Source organism: Pantoea sp. X-Soil-TKNS-1211 (assembly GCF_059730495.1).
In genome coordinates this window covers 1,846,213-1,867,863 of sequence record NZ_AP035953.1, presented here as the reverse complement: position 1 = coordinate 1,867,863, position 21,651 = coordinate 1,846,213, and the positions used below count along the sequence as shown (strand labels likewise).

The window sequence follows — 21,651 nt, the reverse complement described above, 5'->3', positions numbered from 1 at the left end:
GGAAATCATAATCTGACCCTCCAAACATACAAGCGGCGCGATTTATCGCGCGGATTTTTCCTGCAACGCGCACGAAATTGCGCGATAAATCGCGCCGCTACGATAGGTGATGTGAGTTTTTTAATCTGCCATTTCGCGTTTAAACACGGCGAGGGTATGCGCTTTCACGCGAACAAACTCAGGGTGACTCATCATCTCAGCCGTGCGCGGACGCGGCAGTTCAAACGGGACAATCTCGGCCACCCGCGTAGGTCGTCGCGTCAGCAACAAGATTTCATCCGCCAGAAACACCGCATCCTCCAGATCATGTGAGACGATCAACATGGTGACGCCAGTCGCCAGCTGTACCTGCTGCAATTTATCGCGGATAAATAGCGTCATTTCAAAGTCGAGCGCCGAGAACGGCTCATCAAGGAACATCACTTCCGGTTTGGTCGCCAGCGCGCGCATGATACACACCGTTTGCTGTTGCCCACCGGAGAGTTCATACGGATAACGTTGTAGATCGAAGCGAATATCGAACATGGCCGTCAATTCCGCTACGCGTTGTTTGACCGCCGCCGCCTTCATCCCCTGGCGTTTTAACGGATAGGCAATATTGTGCCAGGCGGTCAACCAGGGAAACAGCGCATCACGGTAGTTCTGAAACACATAGCCGATATTGGTCTCCGCCAGGGTTTTGCCGTCAAACAGGATTTGCCCGCGATCGACCGGAATCAACCCGGCAATCATGTTCATCAACGTCGATTTACCACAACCGTTGGGACCAAATATCGAGACGATCTTGCCTCTGGGTAAATCAAGGTTGAGATCCTGGTACAACGGCTGCCCGGCGAAGTTTTTATCGAGTCCACGAATGGTGACATGGGTATTGGGCTGCGGATAATCGGGTTTTTTCATGCTTTGCCACTCCAGTGCACACAGCGTTTTTCAATCAGCAGAAAACCCAGATTCAACAGATAGCCAAAAGCACCGGTGATCAGAATCGAGGCGTACATATCTTTAATGTTGAACAACTGCTGCGCATCAATGATGCGGTGTCCCAACCCGGTTTCAGAACCAATAAACATTTCGGCAACGATGACAATCACCAGCGCCATCGAGATGCCAGTGCGCAATCCGACAAAAGTTTGCGGCAGGCTTTCCATCAGCATGATGTCTTTAAATACATGCCAGCGCGAAACCCCCATCACCTGCGCCGCCATGATGCGGGTCTTCTTCGCGTTCATCACGCCGTAAGCGCTGTTAAACAGGATCACCAGCACCGCCGCAAAAGCAGCAATGGCGATTTTGTTGGTGTCGGTAATACCGAAAATCAACATAAACAACGGGATGAGCGCGGATGATGGCGTTGAGCGGAAAAAATCCACCAGAAACTCAACGCTACGATACAAACGTTCGCTACTGCCGAGCATCACCCCCAGCGGTACGCCGATAACCGCCGCCACCACGAAAGCCATCAGGGTGCGATAAAGCGTGTCGCCGATATCCTGATTCATACTGCCGTCCACCAGCGCGCTGAACAGATAGCCGAGGGTTTCCCCCGGCGATGGCAGCAGCACCGGATTGAGCCATTTGGCGCTGACCGCCGTCTGCCAGAGGAGAAATAACAGCAACGGTCCGATCAGTGGCAACAACCTGCGACGCCAAATCTGCATCATGGCACCTCTCCTTATGCGCGATAGATCAGGGGTTCAACCTGGAGTGGCTTGCTGAAAATTTTCCGCTCGGCAAACACATCATAAAATTTCTGGAACCATTGCAGGTTGGTGCCGGTTAACTGGTCATACATCACGAAGCCGGGCAGCGGCACTTCTTTCACCAGTGCCGCTTCAATACCGGTGTAACCGGCTACATATTGCCGCGCCTCTTCCGGCTGTTGCTGGATAAACTTGACCGCGGCGCCGTAGGCATCAATCACCTGTTGCGCACGCGCCTTGTCGGCATTAATAAAGCGGGTGGTCAGCGCTGCCGCACCGCCAAACCACGGCGCGCTGGCATCGCCCAGCACATATTTGGCAATCACCCCGGTCTCCAGCACTTTGCCCATGCCCTTCATGCGCGCCACCGTGCCGGTGGGTTCCAGCGTATAAACCCCATCAATCTGCCCGGCAGCTAACGATGGCGCATGTTGCCCTACCGGCAGTTCGATCACCTTGATATCGGTAAAACCATTCTTCTCCAGAATAATTTTTGCCATGGTGACGTTCTGGATACCGGGGCCGCTGGCAATGCGCTTGCCCTTCAGATCGCTGATCGATTTGGCGGTACTGTTGACCGGCACCAGAAACTCATCCAGCACCATTTTTTCATTGGAAGGATTAGAACAGATGATTTTGAACAGGTCCGGGCTGGTAATCGCGCCCAAACCCAATGCCCCGGTGGCGGTACCGTTGGCACAACCATGAATACGCCCGGTGATCATCGCTTCCACCACCTGCTGCGGACTGGCAAATTTTACGGCCCGCACATTCAACCCGGCTTGTTTGAAGAACCCTTTTTCGATTCCAGCATATAACGGCAGACCGCCGACAATCGGCCAGTAGCCAATCAGGATCTCATCGTCGGCGGCCATCGCCGCTGGGCTGCCCAGCATGCCACTGAGCGCGACACCACCTAATGCCAGCATCGAATATTTCATCATCTGGCGACGCTGAGCGTTAATTTTCTCTTTATCATTGTTGCGCACGGTGATTCCCCCAAGTGATTGACTGGTATGCGGCCTTGTATACAAGCCACTGGCAACTATGCAGAAGTTGTGCCAGAACACAGAATTACCGTGCGTTAAGGCTTCTTCACCGCGCCCTTATCAATTAGGGAAAGTTAATGGTGCATCCGGCGCACCATTGCGGGACAAGTTTGTTGCGAGTCAGCGCTTGACGAAGATTGGCAACTCACAAATACTGTATGTATAAACAGTAGCATTCAGGCTCAATTATGTACGCACTTGTCGACGTCAACTCCTTCTACGCCTCCTGCGAAACCGTGTTCCGCCCGGACCTGCGCGGCAAACCGATTGTGGTGCTGTCCAACAACGACGGTTGCATCATCTCGCTCAGCAAAGAGGCGAAGAAACTCGGTATCAAAATGGGTGACCCTTACTTTAAGCAACGCGAAGCCTTACAACGCCATCAGGTGGTGGTGTTCTCCTCCAATTATGCGTTGTATGGCGATATGTCGCGGCGGGTGATGGAGACGCTGGAACAGATGGCACCTCGTGTTGATGAGTATTCCATTGATGAAGCCTTTGTCGATGTGACCGGCATTGATCACTGCCTCACGCTGGAAGCCTTCGGTCGCCAGATGCGCGATCGCATTTATAAAGAGACGCATCTGCGGGTTGGTGTGGGCATTGCCCCGACCAAAACCCTCGCCAAACTGGCGAACTGGGCCGCCAAACGCTGGACCCAGGCGGAGGGGGTGATGGATCTCTCCGCCCCGCTGCGTCAACGTAAGCTGATGGCGATGGTGCCGGTGGACGAAGTCTGGGGCGTCGGGCGTCGGCTGGCAAAACGGCTAAACCTGATGGGCATCGAACGCGCCTTACAACTGGCCGATACGCCCACGGCGCTGATCCGTAAACAGTTTGGTGTGGTGCTGGAACGCACGGTGCGTGAATTGCGCGGTGAAGCCTGTCTGGCCTTTGAAGAGGTGATCCCGCAGCGGCAAAATATTCTTTGCTCGCGATCCTTTGGTGACCGCGTGACGGAGTATGCCGATATGCGCGAAGCCATCAGTAACTACGCTGCACGTGCCGCAGAGAAGTTACGCAGCGAGCGCCAATACTGCCGCCATATCGGCACCTTTATCCGCACCAGCCCACACGATCCGCATCATCCTTACTATGCAAATTCGGCCGATACCTCGCTGGTGACACCGACGCAGGATAGCCGCGACATTATGCACGCCGCGCTCCGCTGTCTGGATACAATCTGGATCCCCGGCAAACGTTATATGAAAGGTGGCGTGATGCTGGGGGATTTTTTCAGTGATGGCGTGGCGCAGTTTGACCTGTTTGCCGACTATCAGCCACGGCGTAACAGCGAGCAGCTGATGCAGTTGATCGATAAGATGAATGTCCACCAGCGTGGCGCATTGTGGTTTGCCGGTCAGGGAATGCAGAAGGCCTGGTCGATGAAACGTGAAATGCTGTCACCCGCCTACACCACAAGGTTTTCTGATGTGCCGGTGGTGCGCTAGCCCATCACAGAACGGCATTGCGCGATAAATCGCGCCGCTACAGTCACGTGTGGCCATTTATCGTGCAGTTATGGCTGGTGCACATGATCGATCACCGTAAATCCTTCTTCCGGCCGCGGTGCGACAAAGTAGCTGCTAATCAGCGAGAACTGCGCATCGGTGGCGGCGAAATCATGTTCACCCGTCGCATTGCGCGCATGCAGGCGCGCTTTGCACTCCTCATCCGGTACATCAAGGAAATGAAGCTGGTGCGTGGCATCGGCCGCCTGGATCACCGCTTTCATCCATTGGCGGTTTTGCAGCGTGTTGGCCGGGAAATCCAGTACCACTGATACGCCACAGCGCAGCAGCGAAATCAGGTGCGGCGTCATGGCATTACGCAGCCTGGCCGCAAAGCGCACATAATCCGTCACCTCACGCATTTCGTCGGCGAACAGATGCGCCAGCCAGGCATCCTCGCTAATGATTACCGCCCCGGTCTCCTGAGCGAGCTGATGGGCCAGGGTCGATTTTCCTGCCGCAATTTTGCCGCACAGCAGATGTAAAGTCGCAGAGGATTGTGTTAACGCGCGCGCAGACGCCATAGAGCCGCTCCTTTTAAGATGACTGCATAACATGCCTGTAATTGGCGCGCAGGTAAAGACCTGTGCAGGTTCGCTACACTTACAACATCCTTCGAGAAAAAGGAGTAGCGCAATGAGCCAGAATCTACTTAAAACCGATTTTCCGGTCAGCAAAGCGCGGAAATATCTGGAACCCGGACCGGTGGTACTGGTCAGCTCGCAGTATGAAGGTCAGCACGACATCATGACGCTCGGCTGGCATACCATTCTGGAATTTTCGCCCTCGTTAGTCGGTTGCATGATCGCCAACGGCAACGTTAGCCATGAACTGATCCGCCACAGCGGCCAGTGCGTGATCAACGTGCCCTCAGCCGACTTGATCGATAGCGTAGTGGCAATCGGCAACAGCCACGGCGACCGTGTCGACAAGTTTGACGCCTGCAAACTGACCGCTGAACCCGCCAGCAAAGTCAATGCACCGTTGATTAAGGAGTGCTTCGCCAGCTTTGAATGTCAGTTGTACGACGATTCGATGGTGGATAACTACAATCTGTTTATCTTTGAAATCGTTAAAGCACATGTGGCGGATAAGCCGGAGTTTCCTCCCACCCTGCACTACACCGGAGAGGGACGTTTTACCGTGATGAGCAACCTGTTGCTCGATAAACACCGCGACTTTAAGCCAGAAATGTTAATTTAAACAAGGTTGAATTCCCGAAAGCGCACCCCCACAGTAACGCTTTCGCCCTGACAGGAGTAAAGACATGGCAATTGAATACGCGGTGATCGCGGGTGGCTGTTTCTGGTGTACCGAAGCAGTGTTTAAGAGTCTGATTGGCGTTGAGTCCGTCGAGAGTGGTTATACCGGCGGCACGCGTGCGAACCCGACTTATGAGCAGGTGTGCAGCGGTGCCACCGGCCATGCTGAAGCGATTCGCATCGGTTTCGATCCGGCCCAGATTAGCTTCGGCGACCTGCTGGATGTCAGCTTTGTCACCCATGATCCCACCCAGCTGAATCGCCAGGGTAACGACATTGGTACGCAGTACCGTTCCGCCATCTTCCCTGCCAATGCCGAGCAGGAAGCGGAAGCCATTGCAGCCATCGCCCGTGCCCAGGAAGATAACAAAGACCCGATCGTGACCACCCTTGAGCCGTTGGGCGAGTGGTATCCGGCAGAAGATTATCACCAGGATTACTGGGATGGTGCCGGTCAACGTAACGGTTACTGCCTGGCGGTGATCCCACCAAAATTGCAGAAGCTGAAGAAAAATTTTGCCAATCGGGTAAAATCGCAGGGCTAATGCGATCCGGGTGCGCGAAGTGCGCACCCGTTATAAAAACCCGCGCAATACATTGCGCCGCGACGATGCCAGCCGAATGTCAGAACCCTATTCTCCGCCGGATTCCCCACCGCGTAAGCGGCCAATCAAGCTCAATACCCTGGTCACGCTGATGCTCAGCGCGGTGATCGCGTTAGTATTGTTCAGCGTCCATCTGATCTATTTCTTTCAAATCGGCGCGACCACGCGGATGCAACTGGAAGACAAAGCGATGGCGGTGGCGCGTACCCTGGCGGATTCGCCGGAAATCCAGCGCGCGGTACGCCTGCCACCCGGCACCCTACCGATCCAGCCGATGGCTCAGGAGATTCAGCAAAGTAATAACCTGTTGTTTGTGGTGGTCACCAATATGCAGGGCATCCGCTATTCACATCTCAACCCGGAGCTGGTCGGCCAACATTTTATTGGCGACGACATCGAACCGGCGCTGCGTGGCCATGAAAACGTCTCAGTGAATAAAGGCGCGCTGGTCAAAGCCCTACGCGTATTTACCCCGATCTATAACCCCCAACATCAACAAATTGGCGTGGTGGTGATTGGTATCTCACTCAGCGCGGTGACCGACCAAATCAACCAGAGCCGCTGGAGCGTGTTGTGGACGGTGCTGATTGGCGCGCTGGTCGGCGCGCTGGGGACTTTTATCCTGGTGCGGGTGCTGAAACGAATTCTGTTCGGCCTCGAACCGCATGAAATCTCCACACTGTTTGAACAACGTCAGGCGATCCTCAACTCGGTGAAAGAAGGCGTAGTGGCGGTGGACGATCAGGGCCAGGTGACGCTGGTCAATCAGGCAGCACAGAAGCTGTTGAATGCCGAGATCGCCACCAGCGCCATCAGTGCCGAACGGATTTACGATGCCTCGGTGATCAACGCGCATTTGCAGGATGTGTTGCAGAGCGGCCGACCGCGCCGCGACGAAGAACTGAACGTTAACGGTCACGTACTGCTCAGTAACACGGTGCCGGTGCGCAGTCAGGGGCGCATTATCGGCGCGGTTTGTACCTTCAGGGATAAAACCGAGATCAGCCAGCTGATGCAGCGCCTGAGCGGCATGGTAAACTATGTCGATGCGCTGCGTGAGCGCTCGCATGAATTTATGAACAAGCTACACGTGATCCTCGGCCTGCTGCATATGAAAAATTATGCACAGGTGGAGACATATGTGCTGAAGACCGCCAATAACTATCAGACCGAAATTGGCTCGCTGGTGCAAAAAATTAAGTCGCCGGTGATTGCCGGTTTCCTGCTCAGCAAGATCAATCGGGCATCCGATCGCGGCCACCGCCTGACCATCAGCGATGCCAGCTTCTTGCCCGACAGCGGCAACGAGCAGCAGATGGCGGTATTGATCACCGTGATTGGCAACCTGGTAGAGAACGCGCTGGATGCGCTGGGCGAGCAGACTGACGGCGAGATCCATGTGATGCTGCACTACCAGAATGGCTGGCTGGCGTGCGAGGTGAGTGATGACGGTCCCGGTATCGATCCCGACGTGCTACCCACCATTTTTGCCAAAGGCTTCTCCACCAAAGGTGACGACCGCGGTGTCGGTCTGTTCCTGCTGAAGCAGCAAACCGAAAGCCTTGGCGGCGACGTCAGCGTAGAGTCAGAACCCGGCGTTTATACTCAATTTTTAGTCCAGCTACCCTGGGATGGAGGAAATCAAACCGCATGATCAACGTGTTAGTAGTCGACGATGATGCAATGGTGGCAGAGCTTAATCGCTGCTATATCGGCCAGGTGCCCGGCTTTAGCTGCTGCGGCACCGCCTCAACGTTACAGCAGGCGAAAGAGAAGATCCTCAACAGTGAACCGCCAGTTGATCTGGTGTTGTTGGATATTTATATGCAGCAGGAAAATGGCCTCGATCTGCTGCCGGAGCTGCGCAAAGCCAACAGCCCGGTGGAGGTGATCATCATCTCTTCCGCCGCCGATGCCGCTACCATCAAAACCTCGCTGCACTATGGCGTGGTGGATTACCTGATCAAACCCTTCCAGTTCCCGCGTTTTGAAGAAGCCCTGACTCAATGGCGGCAGAAAAAATCGCTGATGGATAACCAGCATTATTATCAGCAATCGGATGTCGACTTACTGATTCACGGCAGCCCGGCGACCCAGCACGACAGCAAACGCCTGCCCAAAGGACTGACACCGCAGACGCTGCGCACCCTGTGTCAGTGGATCGATGCCCATCCGGGCACCGAGTTTTCTACCGATGAACTGGCGGCCGAGGTGAATATCTCCCGCGTCTCCTGCCGTAAATATCTGATCTGGCTGGCGCAGATTAATATCCTGTTTACCAGCATTCATTACGGTGCCACTGGACGTCCGGTGTACCGCTATCGCCTGCAACCGGAATACCATTCGCTGCTGCAACAATATTGTCAGTAACGCAGTTGCCACGCCGCATCCAGCGGTTCAAAGCGGAAGTGGCGCGCGGAGGAACAGATAATCTGCCGATCGCGCGTGACAAAGACCGCGTCCAGTTCGGGCTGGTCGGCAAGATACGCCAGCCCCTGCTCCACCCCCATGCCATACAGCAACGTGGTGTAGATATCGCCATCGATCGAACGATCAGAAATTACCGTGATACTCAGCAATTCATTGTCGAGGGGATAGCCGGTACGCGGATCGAAGATATGATGCCAGCAGCGCCCATCCCGTTCGAAATACCGTTCGTAGATGCCAGAAGTCACCACCGACTTCCCCTGCACGCGCAGCACGCCAAGCAGTTCATCCTCGCGGCCAAAGGGTTTTTTCAGGCCAATGCCCCAACCCGCCGCATCATGAGGTGGCGATCCCAGCGTCTGCACGTTGCCACCGAGATTAACCAACGCCTGCTGCACACCCTGTTGGCGTAAAAAGCTCTGCACACGATCGGCGATATACCCTTTGGCAATGGCACCAAGATCGATCTCCATCCCCGGTTGTTGCAGGAACACCGAGCGTTCGGCCTCATTCAGCACCACCTGATGCGGATCGGTGACTTTCAGCAGCTCGGCGATCTCAGCAGCCGGTGGCACTTCATGGCCCTGAAAACCAATTTTCCAGCGTTTGACCACCGGTCCGATGGTGAAGTTAAAGGCGCTTTTCGGCAGCAAACTCACCGCGTGTGCCACGCTGATCAAGGCAAACACCGGTTCACTGACCATCACCGGATGGCGACCCGCGGCGCGGTTAATCGCCATCACTTCAGAGTCAGCACGATTGACGGTAAACAGATTCTCCTGCTGTTTGATCAGCCGGAACACCTGCGCCGCGAGGGGTTGATTGTCTTCGAAGAGTTTAAGCAGAATGGGCGAACCCATCAGAACGGCGGAATAGGCATAGACGCCAGCGTCTGTAGTCATTATCGCCTCTTAAATAAACCTGCGCGATAAATCGCGCCGCGACGGAAAGGTGTTGGGTAGCGGCGCGATTTATCGCGCGGTTCTCAAAAGAGCGTGATAAATCACGCCGCTACGAATGGTTTTCCGTAATTTGTTGCTTAGCCTAACGCCAGTGCCGCAGCGTTACGTCCGGCTTTAATACCAAAGATAATGATATCAGCAACCGCGTTGCCCCCGATACGGTTCGCACCGTGAATGCCGCCGACCACTTCACCTGCCGCCCAGGCACCCGGAATCACCTGTTTCTGCGCATCCAGTACCGCGGTGTCAGTGTTGATAGTCACACCGCCCATGGTGTGGTGTACCCCTGGTGCGATACGGATGGCGAAGTAAGGACCGTGGTTGAGCGGATGGCGCAGCGCAGTTTTACGGCCAAAGTCTTCGTCATTTTGCTGCTCAACAAACTGGTTGTAACGGTTCAGAGTGGTCTGCAACGTCTCCTGATCCATATTCAGTTTCACCGCCAGTTCGTGTGGTGTCGGTGCACTGATGACAAACCCTTTGGCAATGTACTCATCCGCCGCTTTGTTGTTCAGACGAACCTGCTCATCGAACATGATCCACGCGCTTTTCTCCGGCAGCGCGATGATCTCTGCCGAGACTTTGTCGCGCGTCTCCATCTCATTGAAGAAGCGTTTGCCCGCCTGACTAACCAGGATAGCACCGCCGCCACGAATCGCTTCAGAAATCAGGTACGAGGTGGTTTGCTCCACCGTCGGGTGAATCTGGATCTCGCTCATATCGACGGTATCGGCACCAATTTTCTGCAACATGGCGATACCGCTACCGGTGGCTCCTTTGTGGTTAGTGGTGACGAAGCCGTCCAGCTCAGGGCGATATTTCACCACCATCTCACGGTTGGCGCTGAACCCACCGGTGGCGACAATCACGCTTTTGGCGTTGAGGATGCGGCTGTCGTTGTACTCATCCACCACTTTCACACCGCTCACCGCGCCGTTTTCGAACAGGATTTCCGCGACCGAGGTTTCCAGCAGCACTTCGATATTGCGCTGGTTGACGTTTTTGACCAGGCCGCTGATCAGGAAGCCACCCACCGCCGAACGGTCTTCCGGACGGTGCGTACGGTCAATGCTCATCCCGCCGGTGATGGTGATATCGCACAGCTCGATGCCTTTATCCGTCAACCAGTCAATCGCACCTGGCGCCTGCTCAACGAATTCACGCAGCAGCACCGGGTTGTTTTTGAATTTGCCGCCTTTCAGCGTCTCGTCATAGAACAGCTCTTTACTGTCCTCAATGCCTTTCAGGCGTTGATAGCGGGTTTCCGCCGCGTTCATCCCGACGGAGGCTTTGATGGTGTTACCACCGATGGTGGGCATCTTCTCGATGATTACCACGCGCGCTCCGTCGTCATGCGCCTGAATCGCCGCCGCCAGACCGGCGCCGCCGCTACCGACGATCACCACATCATAATTCACCGGCGCATTCGGATTACCGCCCTCTTCAATCACATGCTCTTTGCTGGAGGTTGCCAGCGCACGGGATACCGCTTTTTTCAGCGCCTCACTCTGGGTGGTGGCACCGGTGATGGCATCAACATGTGGGCTGTTCGCCACCAGGATGCGCGAACGCAGGCTTTCGAAGGTGCTGGTAAAGTCAACATCGAGCGTCGCATCCGGCACCAGCGAGATGTCGGTGATACGGTCGGTATCCAGCGTGACGTTGATTTTCAGTTTCAGCGCTTCGGCTTCCACTTTCTCCTGGAACACGCCCGCTTTGTATTTACGGCCGGTATCGCTCATGTCGCGGATCATCGCGTCCACCAGCGAGAAGCGCCACAGCGGTTCAGGGATGACCAGTTCTTCGCGTTTGGTGCTGTCAATAAACAGCTCCATATGTTCATTGCGGATGATGCGGTCAGCCCAATCCGGGTAGGCGATACAGGCTTTACCAATCGCCACCAAATCGAAACCGTACTCCAGCGCTTTCTCCGCATCTTCTTTGTTGACCACACCACCGACACCAATCACCGGCACTTTCGCCAGCGTGGGTGAGCGCAGCGCCCGGAATTTGGTGATCAGTGGCGTCGGGTCTTTAGTATCGACAATCGACGGACGCAGCAGTTGCCCGACGGAGAAGTGCACATAGTCGAGACCGCGCGCGGCCAGTTTCTCCAGCAGGTACATCGTGTCGTCAAAACGGATACCCGGTACTTCCAGCTCTTCCGGCGAGAAGCGATAACCGATAATAAAGTCAGCTGCGGCAAAGCGGTCGGCCATTTTATGGGTGATTTCCAGCACTTCCATCGGGAAGCGGGCGCGGTTGTCGCGGCTGCCGCCCCATTTGTCATCGCGCTGATTGGAGTTCGGTGAATAGAACTGCTGAATCAGGTAAGTGTTCGCACCGTGGATCTCGACGCCATCGAAGCCGGCTTTGATCGCACGGTTCACCGCATCACCGAATTTGGTGATCATGACATCGACTTCTTCCGCCGTCAGCTCCTGGGGGGTCGGTGCGCCTTCACGCGGTGCGGCCAGAGCGCTGGGCGCAACCGGCGTTTTACCGCCGATCAGTGCGGGATCCACCATACGGCCACCGTGGTAGATCTGCAAAATGGCTTTGGAACCCTGGGATTTGATGGCGTCGGCAATTTTGGCCAGACCAGGGATTTTGTTGTCGCTATCGATGGCGATGGCACCGGGGAACGCCGGGCCACGGTTGTCGATAAAACAGCATTCGACAATCACGGTGCCGATACTTCCCGCTCGTACGCGGTAGTAGTCCACCAGATCGCTGGTCACGCCGCCGTCAAAATAACCGGTACAGGTGGTCATCGGGGCCATCACCAGGCGGTTTTTCAATACAGCGCCTTTCGGCAGAGTCAGTGGATTAAGAATCGGGGTGAGCGTATTCATGATAACAACTCCAAAATTTAAAAGTTTCGAATTCTGTCGCAGACGCAGTTATTTCAAATTTATTTAAGAGGTCCGATTTCATGTAAACAATATACCAATTTCTTTAGTTACATAATTAATAAGTTTAGTTTTTTAACTTTTAAATTATTCGAAAAATAAATACTAAGACTGAATATTCACCACTTAAAATGTTAGCGAAAGGTTGTCAAAAATCAATTTTTTCATTTACATAGAAATTAATTTATGATAAATCATGATGTTATCAGACACGTCCCAGACAACAACGCCTTACACCTTGAGCTTTATGGCGTTCAGGCAGCAACAGAAAAGAATTAAGTCAGAGTCAAAATATACGTCAAATACAAAAAGGATTTAATACTGAATCGATTTTTTGATCCAGATCAAAATGGAGTTTTTAATAAATCGCATCATATTTACATTACGCAATTTTCTCTCTTCAACATTGCAATTAAAGAAGCATTAAAGACGTAACGGCAGATTAAAAAGTATCATCTGAGTAAGGCTAAACCTGTTTTCCGAAACGTTAATCGCATTCTCCATAACTTGCAGACCAAAACTATGAAAACACAAACTATCCAGAATGAACCCCTAAAAGCGCCGCCTGCCGCGCCGGGGAATAAAAACCGGCTGCTGATGCTGTGCCTGCCGGTGGTTGTTGCTGTGCTGTTGTTACTGGTGCCCACGCCTGAAGGACTCGAACCTTATGCGTGGCACTTCTTCGCCGTCTTTGTCGGCGTGATTGTCGGCCTGATCTTCGAACCCCTGCCCGGTGCGGTGATCGGTCTGACCGGCGTAGTGGTGATCGCGCTGTTCAGTCAGTACCTGCTGTTCAGCCCAGCCGAACTGGCGGATCCGAAGTTCAAAATGGCGGGTCAGTCCTTCAAATGGGCGGTCAGCGGCTTCGGTAACTCCACCGTGTGGCTGATCTTCGGTGCCTTTATGTTTGCCGCCGGCTACGATAAAACCCAGTTCGGTCGCCGTCTGGCGCTGATTCTGGTGAAATATCTTGGCCGTCGCAGTCTGACGCTGGGTTACGCCATCACCTTCGCTGACCTGCTGCTGGCACCGTTCACACCATCCAACACCGCACGCAGTGGCGGCACCATCTATCCGATTATCGCCAACCTGCCGCCGCTGTACGGTTCCAAACCTAACGACCCGAGTGCGCGCAAAATTGGTTCTTATCTGATGTGGGTTGCCATCACCGCCACCTGTATCACCAGTTCTATGTTCCTGTCTGCGCTGGCGCCGAACCTGCTGGCTTTGGCGCTGATAAAAAGCGTGGTTGGCTTTGATATCTCCTGGGGCATGTGGTTCCTTGCCTTCCTGCCACTGGGTGTGCTGCTGATCCTCACCATGCCGCTGCTGGCCTACTGGCTCTATCCGCCAGAAGTGAAGTTGAATGACGAAGTGCCACGCTGGGCAACCGCTGAACTGGCAAAACTGGGCAAACTTTCCCGCAATGAAATCCTGCTGCTGGTGTTCGTGATTTCTGCGCTGCTGATGTGGATCTTCGCCACTGCCTGGATTGAACCGGCGATGGCCGCCCTGTTGGTAATTGTGCTGATGCTGTGGACCGGCGTGCTCAACTGGAACGATATCACCAGTAATAAAGCGGCGTGGAATACCTTCGCCTGGTTCGCCACCCTGGTGGCACTGGCCGATGGTCTGGCTAAAGTCGGTTTCATCGCCTGGCTGGGTAAAGAGGGAGGACAGTTGCTGCAAGGGTATGACCCGCAGGTCTCTGCCGTCGTATTACTGGTGGCCTTCTATGTACTGCATTACCTGTTTGCCAGCACCACCGCACACACCACTGCCTTGCTGCCAGCCATGCTGACCATTGCGGCGGCCATTCCAGGCATCAACATGCCGGTATTCTGTCTGATGCTGGCAACCTCACTGGGTGTGATGGGTATCATCACCCCGTACGGTACTGGCCCCAGCCCGATTTACTACGGTAGCGGCTATCTGCCGACTAAAGACTACTGGCGTCTGGGCACCATCTTCGGTGGCCTGTTCCTGGTGTTGCTGATGGTGGTTGCTTATCCGTGGATGGTACTGATGTTCTGATGATGTTGCTTCGATGTTAAAAATCGCAGCCGCGAAAGAATGTTAAAATGCTATGATACTCGCCAGCCAGCCCTGAGCTGGGCTGGCGAGAGAAAAAAACCTATAACGAATCGCTAATGATGCTGCCTGTCTTCTCTGTACCAGACAGGCGACACATAACTGAGTGAGCCAACATGTCGAATAAACCCTTCTACTATCAAAATCCCTTTCCTCTCGCCAAAGATGATACTGAGTACTACCTGCTCAGCCGCGATTATGTTTCTGTGGAGAATTTCGCGGGCGAAGAGGTGTTAAAAGTTGATCCGCAGGCGCTGACCCTGCTGGCACAACAGGCGTTCCACGACGCCTCTTTTATGCTGCGCGCTGCCCATCAGCAGCAGGTAGCCTCGATTCTGGCGGACGATGAAGCCAGCCAGAACGATAAATACGTTGCCTTGCAGTTCCTGCGTAACTCAGAGATCGCCGCCAAAGGCGTGCTGCCGACCTGTCAGGACACCGGCACCGCCATCATCATGGGCAAAAAAGGCCAGCGTGTATGGACCGGTGGCGGCGACGAAGCGGCACTGTCCCAGGGCGTGTATAACACCTTTATTGAAGATAACCTGCGCTACTCACAGAACGCCGCGCTGGATATGTATAAAGAGGTGAACACCGGCACCAACCTGCCTGCGCAAATCGACCTCTACAGCGTCGACGGTGACGAGTACAAATTCCTGTGTATCGCCAAGGGTGGCGGTTCCGCCAATAAAACCTATCTCTATCAGGAAACCAAAGCGCTGATCACCCCGGCGAAGTTGAAGAACTACCTGATCGACAAAATGATGTCGCTCGGCACCGCCGCCTGCCCGCCTTACCATATCGCGTTTGTTATCGGCGGCACCTCAGCGGAAAGCACGCTGAAAACCGTGAAACTGGCATCCACCCACTATTACGATTCGCTGCCGACTGAAGGTAACGAACACGGTCAGGCATTCCGTGATGTGCAGTTGGAGCAAGAATTGCTGGAAGCGTCGCAGAAACTGGGCCTCGGCGCACAGTTTGGCGGTAAATACTTCGCCCACGATATCCGTGTGGTGCGTCTGCCACGTCATGGCGCGTCTTGCCCGGTGGGCATGGGGGTTTCCTGCTCGGCTGACCGTAATATCAAGGCGAAGATTAACCGTGAAGGGATCTGGATTGAGCAGCTGGAACATAATCCAGGCCGCTTTATCCCGGAAGAACTGCGTCAGCAGGGTGAAGGCGAAGTGGTCAATGTGGACCTCAATCGCCCGATGTCCGAGATTCTGGCGCAACTGTCGTCATACCCGGTATCGACCCGCCTGTCGCTGAACGGCACCATTATCGTGGCGCGTGACATTGCCCACGCCAAGCTGAAAGAACGGATTGATAACGGTGAAGGTCTGCCGCAATACATCAAAGACCATCCGGTGTATTACGCCGGTCCGGCCAAAACACCGGAAGGTTATGCGTCAGGTTCACTTGGCCCAACCACCGCAGGCCGTATGGATTCCTACGTTGATCTGTTGCAGGCCAACGGCGGCAGCATGGTGATGCTGGCGAAAGGCAACCGTAGCCAGCAGGTGACGGATGCCTGCCATAAACACGGCGGTTTCTATCTTGGTAGCATCGGTGGCCCGGCAGCGGTGCTGGCGCAGCAGAGTATCAAAAGCCTCGAATGCGTGGAGTACGCAGAACTGGGTATGGAAGCGATCTGGAAGATTGAAGTGGAAAACTTCCCGGCGTTTATTCTGGTGGATGACAAAGGCAACGACTTCTTCCAGCAGATCCATAATCAGTGCTCGGCTTGTGTGAAGTAACCTTCTGAGGTGCGCAGTGATGCGCACCCTTTCCCTCCGAATTGCGCGATAAATCACGCCGCTACGCAATGGTGCAATCTGCACTACCACACAACAACGTCACTGCATTCAAACCGGCTCGCCTCCACGCTGTTTTGCTAACCCCATATTAATTAACTGATTAATTTTCCCTCTCCGGGTGGCACAAAATTTGCTCACTTTTAATTATCTGATTAATTAAATTCGTGGCAACCGCCACATTCACGCCAACACCAGGAGAACGTTATGACGGTCGATGAAGCGATAGCGCTGTTTGACGCGCAGCGCGAAAAGATCTGGTTTGAACAACCGGCAGAAATTGCCGCACTCGGTAAAGGTGAAGTGCCACGCGGCACCGGTTCCCGTGGTCAGTACCTCAGCACCATCATCTTCGCTGAGGGGGAAACCCGTACGCTGGCCGATGAAATGCTGTGGGGATTGATTCGCGTCGGCGAAGATAACCCCGAAGCCGATTTGAAAACCCTGCAACTGCTGATTAAAGAGATCATGGGTTACAAAGCCAACTTCTTTGATTTCGTCAGCCTGCCAGATGCTGCCCGGATGTTACATACCTACGTCGAGGTGGCGGGTGAATGTGAAACCCTGAGTGACCTGGTGCGTCTGTCGCACAGCGCACTCTCCTGGGCCAACCGCCTGCATATGTGGGTCGATTTCATTCTTCCCTGGGGTCTCGGGGACGGTTTTCGTCGCGTTAAAGCCTGATTGGGAGAGAGAAGATCATGAAACTGGCTATGCATGTTGCCGATAAGAAGATTTGTGTGATTGAGGTGTGGGAAGACAAAGTCCCTAACCTGGCGAAAGTGCTGCGCGAAAAGTTGCCGCTGAAAAGCGTACTGCAACACGGCAAACTGATTGGCGATATGGTGTTTTTCACCCTGCCGATCGTCGCACCCTGGGAAAACAAATATCTGACTCAGGATGTCGGCAAGCTGCGCCGGGAGCAGTACGGCGAAGTGACTGGCGCGGTGTGTTACTACAGCCCACGCCAGCAGATGTGTGTGGTTTACGGTGACGATACTGCTGACGAGCCGCTGCCGATCTCTTATATCGGTCAGGTGATTGAAGGCAAACTGGAACTGCGCGTCACCGGTCTGGAAACCTGGTTTGACCAGGGCCGTACCGTCGAGCTGAGTATCATTGATTAAGGGTTAAGCAGCGCCTGCATGGCGCTGTCAATCTGTGCCGATGCGGCCGCAAATCTGGCGGGTGCACCGGCACAATGCCCGTAGGGTGAGACGAGCGTACGTAACTCCCCCTGAGGTAACTCCGCCACCTCCAACGCCGCCTCTTCAACGGTGAAATACCGATCGCTGTCGCACGGCATCACGATGCATCGCGCACTGATGCGCGCCAGTGCTGCACGCCAGTCACCGTTTGCCAGCACACCGACATCCGCGTGATACCAACTGTGCAGCGCACACAACAGATCATTGGCATCCAGCGCCTGATGATCCTGTTCCCAATCCACCAGCAACGCCTCCAGCGACTCGAAACCGAGATCGCGCCAGCGTTCTTCGCGAAAGAACGCGGCAGAGTAGGCCCAGCCCGCATAGACCCGGCCAAACGCTGCCAGCCCACGTAACGGTGGCTCGACATAATGGCCGTCAGCAAACTGCGCATCACAGCGCAGCGCGGCCCGTACTCCCTCCAGAAATACCTGATTATTCGGCCAACAACGCGCCGAACCGCACACCGCCAGCAGCGCCCTGACCTGCTGTGGGCGCGCCACCGCCAGATGCCAGGTCTGCATCGCCCCCATCGACCAGCCATACGCCAACGCGATGCTATGAATACCGAGATACTCAAACAGCAGACCTTCCTGAGCGCGCAGGTTATCCACCAGCGTGACACGCGGGAAAGCGACTCCCGGCTGCCAACGTGAATTGGAGGGTGAGCTGGATACCCCGTTGCCGAGTTTATTCACCAGTACAATAAACCAGCGCGCCGGGTCGAGAGTTTTGCCTGCGCCAATCAATGGCAGATAACGTTCATGGTTGCCGCTGTAGTAGCTGAAAATCACCACCGCATTGTCGCGTGCGGCGTTAAGCTGACCAAACGTTTGATAGCCAATCGCCGCCTCACGCAGCGTTTCTCCGCTTGCCAGCGGCAGATCGCCGGGCGTATAAAAAGCGCATAAACCCATGCCGTTCTCCTGACTCAATATGGTAAAGTTAATTAATTAGTTAATTTCATAAGGATGTCGCCATGAAGGAAGCTCCCGCTGCCGAACCCGGCAAAAAACCGCGTAAAACCCAGCGCGACGTCGCCGAGTTGTTACAATCATCAGCCTTTGATCTATTCGCCACCCAGAACTATTCGTCGGTACGTATCAAGGATATCGCTACCGCCACCGGGCTGAACTCGGCGCTGATTTATTACTACTTTGGCTCCAAAGAAGACTTGTTTATCAAGGTGATCGAATCAGCGGTAGAGCGTGCCTTTGTGCAATTTGACGACATCAAAGCCAGCGCTAACGGCCCGCGCGACCTGATCTTCCTGTGGATCGAGATCCATATTCTCCAGTTCCATCTGTTGCAGAAGCTCGCCAAAATCAGCCTGGATTACTCCAGCACCAATGGGCGTATCGCCAGCATTGATAAGGCGATCAAAAAGTTCTACGAAAAAGAGTCGGTCATTCTGAAGAACACCATCAAAGAAGGTATCGCCAGCGGGTTGTTCCGCGAGGTGAATCCTGGCGATATGGCGATGCTGATCTCCACCTACCTCGATGGCGTACTGTTCCGCAACGTGATGTTCCCCAACTTCAAATACAAACAGGCGATCAACGTGATGCGCAACTTTGTGTTTGAAAAGCTCGATGCCTGAAACGTAGCGGCGCGATTTATCGCGCAATTCGGTGCGCGCTGCTGATAAAACCCGCGCGATAAATCGCGCCGCTACGGGCCTGTGCCGACCGGCAACACGCGCAATATTGTGCATACTGCCGATAAAACCATCAAAAAATGGTGCTGTAGCGATCAATTTCCCACTGGCTGACGTGCAGGTGATAGCTGTTCCACTCCTGCAACTTATAGTGGATAAACTCTTTCTTCAGCGCCTCTCCCAGCGTCGCCGCGACAAACGGATCGGCATCGAAGGCTTCTACCGCTTCCAGCAGGTTTTGCGGCAGGAAATCGATGCCACGCTCACGGCGCTCCGCTTCGCTGATGGCATACAGATTGTCTTCATTTGGCTGACGCGGATCGATCTTCTCGCGAATCCCTTCCAATCCGGCGGCTAATGCCAGCGTTGCCGCCAGATAAGGATTTACCGCGCCATCGGCGTTGCGCGATTCACAACGACCACCACCGGCCGGGACGCGTACCGCGTTGGTTCGGTTATTGGAACCCCAGGAGTTAAACACCGGCGCCCAGGAGAAGTAGCTCATCGCACCCTGGCGTACGAGGCGTTTATAGCTGTTCACCGTCGGGGCGAAGGCGGCGCACAGCGCACGGCCATGTTTCAGCAATCCGCCGATAAAGTGATAGCCGGTATCGCTCAGGCCCAGCCCCCAGGGGTCGTCCGCGCTGGTGGCGTCGCGTTTAAACAGATTGTCGCCGGTGTTGATGTCATACAACGACATATTGAAATGCGCACCGGTGCCGGTTTTATCGGCAAACGGCTTCGGCATGGTGGTGGCAATTAGCCCACGCTGTTTGGCGTAATGCTTCGCCATAAAGCGGAAGAAAATGAAGCGATCGCAGGTGGTCAGCGCATCGGCGTAGTTGAAGTCGAACTCATATTGCGAGTTACCATCTTCGTGGTCGAGCGAGTAGAGATCCCAACCCAGCGCATTGATGGTGGAGGAAACCTCATCCAGCCAGCCAAACTGATCGACAAACCCCTGTAAGTCGTAGCAGGGTTTGTTTAACTTGTTATCCGGCTCCGGCACCACCAGCCGACCGTCCTGTTCGCGCTTCAGCAGATAGATTTCGCACTCGATGCCCAGATTAAAACCAAAACCCATCGCGTTAGCCTGTTTGATCACGTTCTGCAACGCTACGCGTGTACTGAGCGCATAAGGTTCGCCCTGGAAGTGGTTATCAGCAGGCATCCACGCAATCTTCGGTTCCCACGGCAATTGGATGATGTGATCGAGATCCGGCACCGAAGTCAGTTCATCTTCGTGCGGCGACTGGCCCAGACCGTCCAGCGCATAGCCGGTGTAACGCTCGGATCCCTGCGCCATCTGATCCAGATGACCAATCGGCACCACTTTGCCCTTGGGTACGCCGTGAATGTCCACGTACGCGCCCATGCAGTACTCTACCCCTTTGGCCATCAGGGCCTGTTTGATCTCGGCGATCTGTGCTGCGCTTTTCATTGGTGCCCTGCCTTAGTCATGTTCAACAATAGAATGGGGAATATAGGGAGCGTCGAGCGCGGCGATTTCATCCGCGCTCAAGGTCAGATCCAGCGCCGCCAGGGCGTCGCTCAAATGTTGGGTGCGCGTTGCGCCAATCACCGCCGACACCACGGCCGGACGGCTGTAGAGCCAAGCCAGTGCCACCTGCGCCATCGGTACGCCACGTGCCTGCGCCACCTGCTCTACCACGCGTATCACCGCACTGTCGGCCTGCTCAGTGGCGGCATAGAGAAAATCGGTATAGCTGTCGTCTGCACCACGCGTGCTGGCTTTGGCTGCATCCACCGGACGGGCCAGACGCCCGCGGGCCAGCGGACTCCAGGGCGTCACCGCCACCCCTTCGGCCTGACACAGCGCCAGCATTTCGCGTTCTTCTTCGCGATAGATCAGGTTGAGGTGGTTCTGCATGGCGATAAAACGGCTCCAGCGTTCGTACTTCTGGATTTGCAGCGCCTTACTGAACTGCCACGCGAACATCGACGAGGCACCGAGGTAACGCACCTTGCCGGCCTTCACCAGGTCGTGCAGCGCTTCCAGCGTCTCTTCAATTGGCGTGTCATTATCCCAACGGTGAATCTCGTACAGGTCGATATAATCGGTCCCGAGACGGCGCAGGCTGTGATCGCACTCCTGCATAATCGCTTTGCGCGATAAGCCTTTGCTGTTTGGGCCACTGCGCATCGGGTTGTACAGTTTGCTGGTGATCACCACCTCATCACGTGAGGCGAAATCGTGCAGCGCACGACCAAGGATCTCTTCACTGGCCCCTTTGGCATAGATATTAGCGCTGTCGAAAAAGTTAATACCCTGCTCCAGCGCGGCACGGATCAGCTCACGGCTGGCGGCTTCGTCCAGCGTCCAGCTGCGGCCACTGCGAGCCGGTGGCGCATAGGTCACGGTTCCCAGACAGAGCGCAGAAACCTCCAGGCCGGAGTGTCCCAGCTTCACATAACGCATTGCCTGCTCC

The 21,651-nt window shown here is 54.8% G+C and carries 19 protein-coding genes; 10 read left to right on the top strand and 9 right to left on the bottom strand.

Features of this window, described 5'->3' with window-relative positions:
• Positions 1-120: 120 nt before the first annotated feature.
• Genes AC6I8W_RS08985 through AC6I8W_RS08975 form a run of 3 tightly spaced genes read right to left on the bottom strand, consistent with a single transcriptional unit; the run spans position 121 to position 2,644 of the window.
• Positions 121-900, bottom strand: a complete 780-nt coding sequence (locus tag AC6I8W_RS08985) for an ABC transporter ATP-binding protein (RefSeq protein ID WP_497837853.1) — start codon at positions 898-900, stop codon at positions 121-123.
• A complete protein-coding gene (locus AC6I8W_RS08980; RefSeq protein ID WP_497837852.1) occupies positions 897-1,661 on the bottom strand; it encodes an ABC transporter permease in 765 nt (254 codons plus the stop codon). Before AC6I8W_RS08980 ends, AC6I8W_RS08985 begins: the two co-directional genes overlap by 4 nt.
• A gap of 11 nt (positions 1,662-1,672) precedes the next feature.
• On the bottom strand, positions 1,673-2,644 hold the full coding sequence (locus tag AC6I8W_RS08975; RefSeq protein ID WP_497838140.1) for an ABC transporter substrate-binding protein: 972 nt from the start codon (positions 2,642-2,644) through the stop codon (positions 1,673-1,675).
• Positions 2,645-2,937: 293 nt separating this feature from the next.
• On the opposite strand from AC6I8W_RS08975, the gene umuC reads away from it, so the two are divergent.
• Positions 2,938-4,200 (top strand): translesion error-prone DNA polymerase V subunit UmuC, encoded by a 1,263-nt coding sequence (gene umuC, locus AC6I8W_RS08970; RefSeq protein WP_497837851.1) that lies wholly within the window; start codon positions 2,938-2,940, stop codon positions 4,198-4,200.
• A gap of 68 nt (positions 4,201-4,268) precedes the next feature.
• Here the strand turns inward: umuC and AC6I8W_RS08965 are convergent, their stop codons facing one another.
• On the bottom strand, positions 4,269-4,784 hold the full coding sequence (locus AC6I8W_RS08965) for a P-loop nucleotide/nucleoside kinase family protein (protein WP_497837850.1): 516 nt from the start codon (positions 4,782-4,784) through the stop codon (positions 4,269-4,271).
• Positions 4,785-4,896: 112 nt separating this feature from the next.
• On the opposite strand from AC6I8W_RS08965, the gene AC6I8W_RS08960 reads away from it, so the two are divergent.
• The 4 genes from AC6I8W_RS08960 to dcuR all read left to right on the top strand — a co-directional run bounded on the left by AC6I8W_RS08960 (position 4,897) and on the right by dcuR (position 8,497).
• A complete protein-coding gene (locus tag AC6I8W_RS08960) occupies positions 4,897-5,463 on the top strand; it encodes a flavin reductase family protein (protein ID WP_497837849.1) in 567 nt (188 codons plus the stop codon).
• 64 nt (positions 5,464-5,527) lie between these two features.
• Positions 5,528-6,067 (top strand): peptide-methionine (S)-S-oxide reductase MsrA, encoded by a 540-nt coding sequence (gene msrA / locus AC6I8W_RS08955; protein WP_480370534.1) that lies wholly within the window; start codon positions 5,528-5,530, stop codon positions 6,065-6,067.
• Between the two features lie 76 nt (positions 6,068-6,143).
• Complete coding sequence (locus AC6I8W_RS08950) at positions 6,144-7,781, top strand: sensor histidine kinase (RefSeq protein ID WP_497838139.1); 1,638 nt, start codon at positions 6,144-6,146, stop codon at positions 7,779-7,781.
• Positions 7,778-8,497 (top strand): two-component system response regulator DcuR, encoded by a 720-nt coding sequence (gene dcuR, locus AC6I8W_RS08945; protein ID WP_021185700.1) that lies wholly within the window; start codon positions 7,778-7,780, stop codon positions 8,495-8,497. Before AC6I8W_RS08950 ends, dcuR begins: the two co-directional genes overlap by 4 nt.
• On the opposite strand, the gene AC6I8W_RS08940 is transcribed toward dcuR, so the two are convergent.
• Both AC6I8W_RS08940 and AC6I8W_RS08935 read right to left on the bottom strand, forming a co-directional pair.
• Positions 8,491-9,456 (bottom strand): FAD:protein FMN transferase, encoded by a 966-nt coding sequence (locus AC6I8W_RS08940; protein WP_497837848.1) that lies wholly within the window; start codon positions 9,454-9,456, stop codon positions 8,491-8,493. The genes dcuR and AC6I8W_RS08940 overlap by 7 nt on opposite strands.
• 137 nt (positions 9,457-9,593) lie before the next feature.
• The gene (locus AC6I8W_RS08935; protein ID WP_497837847.1) at positions 9,594-12,371 is read right to left on the bottom strand and encodes a flavocytochrome c; all 2,778 of its coding nucleotides are present in this window, start codon (positions 12,369-12,371) and stop codon (positions 9,594-9,596) included.
• A gap of 579 nt (positions 12,372-12,950) precedes the next feature.
• On the opposite strand from AC6I8W_RS08935, the gene AC6I8W_RS08930 reads away from it, so the two are divergent.
• From AC6I8W_RS08930 to AC6I8W_RS08915, 4 genes are all read left to right on the top strand, one after another.
• Complete coding sequence (locus AC6I8W_RS08930) at positions 12,951-14,462, top strand: anion permease (protein ID WP_497837846.1); 1,512 nt, start codon at positions 12,951-12,953, stop codon at positions 14,460-14,462.
• Between the two features lie 173 nt (positions 14,463-14,635).
• Positions 14,636-16,279 carry a class I fumarate hydratase FumA gene (fumA, locus tag AC6I8W_RS08925; protein WP_497837845.1) on the top strand — a complete coding sequence of 548 codons (1,644 nt, stop codon included), beginning with the start codon at positions 14,636-14,638 and terminating at the stop codon, positions 16,277-16,279.
• Positions 16,280-16,543: 264 nt separating this feature from the next.
• Positions 16,544-17,020: a cucumopine synthase-related protein gene (locus tag AC6I8W_RS08920; protein WP_497837844.1), complete on the top strand. Its 477-nt coding sequence runs from the start codon at positions 16,544-16,546 to the stop codon at positions 17,018-17,020.
• A gap of 17 nt (positions 17,021-17,037) precedes the next feature.
• Entirely contained in the window at positions 17,038-17,463 is a 426-nt protein-coding gene (locus AC6I8W_RS08915; protein WP_013508755.1) for a DUF3830 family protein, read from the top strand.
• Here AC6I8W_RS08915 and AC6I8W_RS08910 read toward each other — a convergent pair.
• Entirely contained in the window at positions 17,460-18,461 is a 1,002-nt protein-coding gene (locus AC6I8W_RS08910) for an alpha/beta fold hydrolase (RefSeq protein WP_497837843.1), read from the bottom strand. The two genes, AC6I8W_RS08915 and AC6I8W_RS08910, sit on opposite strands and share 4 nt — an antisense overlap.
• A gap of 62 nt (positions 18,462-18,523) precedes the next feature.
• Here AC6I8W_RS08910 and AC6I8W_RS08905 point away from each other — a divergent pair, with 62 nt between their 5' ends.
• The gene (locus tag AC6I8W_RS08905) at positions 18,524-19,144 is read left to right on the top strand and encodes a TetR/AcrR family transcriptional regulator (RefSeq protein WP_021185693.1); all 621 of its coding nucleotides are present in this window, start codon (positions 18,524-18,526) and stop codon (positions 19,142-19,144) included.
• Positions 19,145-19,274: 130 nt separating this feature from the next.
• Here AC6I8W_RS08905 and glnT read toward each other — a convergent pair whose 3' ends face one another.
• Together glnT and AC6I8W_RS08895 are read right to left on the bottom strand one after the other, a co-directional pair.
• Positions 19,275-20,642 (bottom strand): type III glutamate--ammonia ligase, encoded by a 1,368-nt coding sequence (gene glnT / locus AC6I8W_RS08900; RefSeq protein WP_497837842.1) that lies wholly within the window; start codon positions 20,640-20,642, stop codon positions 19,275-19,277.
• A gap of 12 nt (positions 20,643-20,654) precedes the next feature.
• Entirely contained in the window at positions 20,655-21,641 is a 987-nt protein-coding gene (locus AC6I8W_RS08895; protein WP_497837841.1) for an aldo/keto reductase, read from the bottom strand.
• Positions 21,642-21,651 lie beyond the last annotated feature (10 nt).

Excerpts from the sequence above, each read along its gene's own strand:
- AC6I8W_RS08985 (WP_497837853.1), bottom strand. The coding sequence starts at position 900 with ATGAAAAAACCCGATTATCCGCAGCCCAATACCCATGTCACCATTCGT.
- AC6I8W_RS08980 (WP_497837852.1), bottom strand. The coding sequence starts at position 1,661 with ATGATGCAGATTTGGCGTCGCAGGTTGTTGCCACTGATCGGACCGTTG.
- AC6I8W_RS08975 (WP_497838140.1), bottom strand. The coding sequence starts at position 2,644 with ATGATGAAATATTCGATGCTGGCATTAGGTGGTGTCGCGCTCAGTGGC.
- umuC (WP_497837851.1), top strand. The coding sequence starts at position 2,938 with ATGTACGCACTTGTCGACGTCAACTCCTTCTACGCCTCCTGCGAAACC.
- AC6I8W_RS08965 (WP_497837850.1), bottom strand. The coding sequence starts at position 4,784 with ATGGCGTCTGCGCGCGCGTTAACACAATCCTCTGCGACTTTACATCTG.
- AC6I8W_RS08960 (WP_497837849.1), top strand. The coding sequence starts at position 4,897 with ATGAGCCAGAATCTACTTAAAACCGATTTTCCGGTCAGCAAAGCGCGG.
- msrA (WP_480370534.1), top strand. The coding sequence starts at position 5,528 with ATGGCAATTGAATACGCGGTGATCGCGGGTGGCTGTTTCTGGTGTACC.
- AC6I8W_RS08950 (WP_497838139.1), top strand. The coding sequence starts at position 6,144 with ATGTCAGAACCCTATTCTCCGCCGGATTCCCCACCGCGTAAGCGGCCA.
- dcuR (WP_021185700.1), top strand. The coding sequence starts at position 7,778 with ATGATCAACGTGTTAGTAGTCGACGATGATGCAATGGTGGCAGAGCTT.
- AC6I8W_RS08940 (WP_497837848.1), bottom strand. The coding sequence starts at position 9,456 with ATGACTACAGACGCTGGCGTCTATGCCTATTCCGCCGTTCTGATGGGT.
- AC6I8W_RS08935 (WP_497837847.1), bottom strand. The coding sequence starts at position 12,371 with ATGAATACGCTCACCCCGATTCTTAATCCACTGACTCTGCCGAAAGGC.
- AC6I8W_RS08930 (WP_497837846.1), top strand. The coding sequence starts at position 12,951 with ATGAAAACACAAACTATCCAGAATGAACCCCTAAAAGCGCCGCCTGCC.
- fumA (WP_497837845.1), top strand. The coding sequence starts at position 14,636 with ATGTCGAATAAACCCTTCTACTATCAAAATCCCTTTCCTCTCGCCAAA.
- AC6I8W_RS08920 (WP_497837844.1), top strand. The coding sequence starts at position 16,544 with ATGACGGTCGATGAAGCGATAGCGCTGTTTGACGCGCAGCGCGAAAAG.
- AC6I8W_RS08915 (WP_013508755.1), top strand. The coding sequence starts at position 17,038 with ATGAAACTGGCTATGCATGTTGCCGATAAGAAGATTTGTGTGATTGAG.
- AC6I8W_RS08910 (WP_497837843.1), bottom strand. The coding sequence starts at position 18,461 with ATGGGTTTATGCGCTTTTTATACGCCCGGCGATCTGCCGCTGGCAAGC.
- AC6I8W_RS08905 (WP_021185693.1), top strand. The coding sequence starts at position 18,524 with ATGAAGGAAGCTCCCGCTGCCGAACCCGGCAAAAAACCGCGTAAAACC.
- glnT (WP_497837842.1), bottom strand. The coding sequence starts at position 20,642 with ATGAAAAGCGCAGCACAGATCGCCGAGATCAAACAGGCCCTGATGGCC.
- AC6I8W_RS08895 (WP_497837841.1), bottom strand. The coding sequence starts at position 21,641 with ATGCGTTATGTGAAGCTGGGACACTCCGGCCTGGAGGTTTCTGCGCTC.